Annotated in this window: 5 protein-coding genes; 3 read left to right on the forward strand and 2 right to left on the reverse strand. The window is 73.5% G+C overall.

Annotated features, from left to right (window positions below; genetic code table 11):
- A partial coding sequence (locus SACSA_RS23670) for an acylphosphatase (protein WP_048876977.1) occupies nt 1–639 on the reverse strand: 639 nt, incomplete at its 3' end.
- A 106-nt stretch (nt 640–745) separates the two neighbouring features.
- A complete protein-coding gene (locus SACSA_RS0118300; protein WP_019819183.1) occupies nt 746–1,369 on the reverse strand; it encodes a GNAT family N-acetyltransferase in 624 nt (207 codons plus the stop codon).
- A 179-nt stretch (nt 1,370–1,548) separates the two neighbouring features.
- Here SACSA_RS0118300 and SACSA_RS0118305 point away from each other — a divergent pair, with 179 nt between their 5' ends.
- From SACSA_RS0118305 to SACSA_RS0118315, 3 genes are all read left to right on the forward strand, one after another.
- A complete protein-coding gene (locus SACSA_RS0118305; protein WP_019819184.1) occupies nt 1,549–2,016 on the forward strand; it encodes an Asp23/Gls24 family envelope stress response protein in 468 nt (155 codons plus the stop codon).
- Nucleotides 2,013–2,372, forward strand: a complete 360-nt coding sequence (locus SACSA_RS0118310; RefSeq protein WP_019819185.1) for a hypothetical protein — start codon at nt 2,013–2,015, stop codon at nt 2,370–2,372. The genes SACSA_RS0118305 and SACSA_RS0118310 overlap by 4 nt, the downstream gene beginning before the upstream one ends.
- A 76-nt stretch (nt 2,373–2,448) precedes the next feature.
- Nucleotides 2,449–2,631 (forward strand): DUF2273 domain-containing protein, encoded by a 183-nt coding sequence (locus SACSA_RS0118315; RefSeq protein ID WP_019819186.1) that lies wholly within the window; start codon nt 2,449–2,451, stop codon nt 2,629–2,631.
- Nucleotides 2,632–2,783 lie beyond the last annotated feature (152 nt).

Consider the following 2,783-nt stretch of genomic DNA (forward strand, 5'->3'; position numbering starts at 1 on the left):
GCGGAGCAGCTCGGCCGTGTCCGCGACGGGGTCGTCGCCGTCGCGGACACGGCCGGAGGCATCGAGCAGGCGCGCCCGAGGGCCGCACGCGGGACAGCACACCGGCTGCGCGTGGAACCGGCGGTCACCCGGGTCGTGGTACTCACGGGCGCAGTCGGCGCACAGGGCGAAGTCCGCCATCGTCGTGTTCGGACGGTCGTACGGGACGTCGCGCACGAGGGTGTAGCGGGGCCCGCAGTCGGTGCAGTTGAGGAACGGGTAGCGATACCGCCGGTCGGCGGGATCGAACAGTTCGGCGAGACAGGCGGGGCAGGTCGCCGAGTCGGCGGTGACGAGTGTCCGGCGTGGACCGTCCGAGGCGCTGGCGGCGATCCGGAACCCGCGCACCCCGCGCGGCTGCCGCTGCACCACGGTCACACGTTCGACCTCGGCCAGCGCGGGCGCGTCGGTCTCCAGCGCCTTGAGAAAGGCCGTCACCGCGTCCGGAGTGCCCTCGGCATCGGCGAACACGCCCGTGGTGTCGTTGCCGACGTGGCCCGCGATGCCGTACCGCGCCGCGAGCGCGTACACGAACGGGCGAAACCCGACACCCTGGACCACCCCGTCGACCCGGACCTCGACGCGAACGAGCGACCCCACGGCCGTCAGCGTGGCGCCGCGCGGGGCGAGCCGCCCCGCGCGACCACCGGTCGACGCGATCTCACCGCGCCCTGGTACCCGCGCCCGGGTGCGGCGAAACCCCGGGTCAGGCCGTGCCGGGCCCGCACCACTCGTCGCGCAGCACGGCGTAGACGCTCGTGTCCTCCCAGCCGCCCTTGACCCAGATGTCGCGGCGGTGGAGGGCCTCGTGCCGCATGCCCAACCGCTCGCACACCCGCACCGATGCGGTGTTGTCCGGATGCAGACGGGCGACCACCCGGTGGGCGCCCCGGTCCGCGAACGTCGATCGCAGCAGCTCCCGCGCGGCCTCGGTGGCGTATCCGTTCCCCGCCACGTGCGGGGAGAAGATCCAGCCGATTTCGACGGTGGCCGTCGCGGCCGCATACACGGTGAGGTGGAGCTCGCCGATCAGCGCGTCGTCGGAGCGGGTCACCACCGCGAACCGGAGGCCGTCGCCGTCGGCGGACAGCCGCGTCTGTTGCTCGCGGACGGCGAGGCGCGCGGCGACCTCCTCCCGGGTGCGGGGCGGGTGCAGCAGGTAGCGGCAGACGTCCGGGCGGGAGAGGTAGGCGGTCACGGCGTCGACGTCGGCCGCGGTGACGGGGCGCAGCACGAGCCGTTCCGTGTAGCTGCGGCCCGGCGGCCCGGGGTCGCGCAGGACCGGCGGTCCACTCGTCGGCGGGCCACTCGTCGTCACGTCGTCGGTCACGGGCTCCCTCGGCGCTCCTCGGCGGCGGACGGCGGACGTGCGCCACTCCAAGAGGTGACGGCGCGGCGCGGTTGAGTCGTACCCGGCCGGGTATGCCGACGGCAACACAATTTCGGCAGCCCGTGCACGGCATCCCCGGCGGCACGGGCCCACGGATCTCTCACGGGAGTGGTGCGGCAATGTCTCAGCCCGGCCAGGGTTCCTCCGGCTCCACGACGTCGTCGAGCCGCGAACGCACGTCCTCGTCCAACGACCCGCTGTCCACCGACCAGGGCCGGATCAGCGTCGCGCAGGGCGTGGTCACCAAGATCGCGGGAGTCTCCTGCAGGGAGATCAACGGCGTGCACGCGATGGGCACCTCGGGCGGGCGCGCCGTCGGGGCGCTGCGCGAGCGCATCCCGGGCAGCTCGGGGCCGAGCGTGTCGCAGGGCGTCGCCGTCGAGGTCGGCGAGACCCAGGCGGCGATCGACCTCGACATCGTCGTCGAGTACGGCGTCTCCATCGCCGATCTGGGCAAGAGCGTCCAACGCAACGTCAAGCAGGCCGTCGAGCGGATGACCGGGCTGGAGGTCACGGAGATCAACGTCAACGTCGACGACGTGTACCTGCCGGACGAGAGCCAGGAGACCCCGTCGAGGGTGTCGTGACCGCCACCGACGGCCCCGACCTCGTCGACGGCGTCGACGTCGACCGGGTCGCCGAACTCGCGCGCGGCTGCTCCGGCGTCGTGGACGTGGTGGACGGTGCGCCACTGCCCACCTCGCCCCTGATCGTCTCGTACCTGCCCGGCCGGGTCGTGCCGGGCGTCCGGGTCGAGCGCGACCGGGTGGTCGTGCAGGTCATCGCCCGCTGGGACGCCGTCGTTCCGGAGCTGGGCAGGCGGGTCCAGGCGGCGTTGGCCCCGTTCGTCGGCGGACGCCGGGTCGACGTGGTCGTGGCCGACCTGGCAGGCGTTCCGGACGCTCCGGACGCCGTCGAGTCCGGCCACACCCCCGACGGCTGATCCCAGCGGCCGGTCCTGCCGGTCCCGACGACCCGCAGGACGGCCGCCCCGAACGCGACCGTGAAGGTGTAAGCACATGTCACGTACCACCCAGGGGCTCCTGGTCGGGCTGGTGCTCGGCCTCGCACTGGCCTTCGGCAACTTCGCCCAGATGCTCATCGTCGCGCTGCTGGCGATCATCGGGCTTGTCGTCGGCAAGGTCCTCGACGGCGACATCGATCTCAGCGACTACTTCTCCGGCCGGGGTCAGCGCCGATGACCGGCACGGGCACCGACGACCCGACCGCCCCGACGGAGGTGATCGGGGCGCGGCCCGGGCGCACCGAGTACGGCCGCATCGACATCGACGACGACGTGGTGGCCCGGATCGCGGCGCTGGCCGCCGCGGAGGTGCCCGACGCGGGCTCGGCC

Origin of the sequence: Saccharomonospora saliphila YIM 90502, from assembly GCF_000383795.1 — a bacterium.
In the GTDB taxonomy this organism is placed as follows: Bacteria; Actinomycetota; Actinomycetes; order Mycobacteriales; family Pseudonocardiaceae; genus Saccharomonospora; species Saccharomonospora saliphila.

Bases quoted from the DNA above. Each gene is read 5' to 3' on its own strand.
- SACSA_RS0118305 (WP_019819184.1), top strand. From the start codon at position 1,549: ATGTCTCAGCCCGGCCAGGGTTCCTCCGGCTCCACGACGTCGTCGAGC.
- SACSA_RS0118315 (WP_019819186.1), top strand. From the start codon at position 2,449: ATGTCACGTACCACCCAGGGGCTCCTGGTCGGGCTGGTGCTCGGCCTC.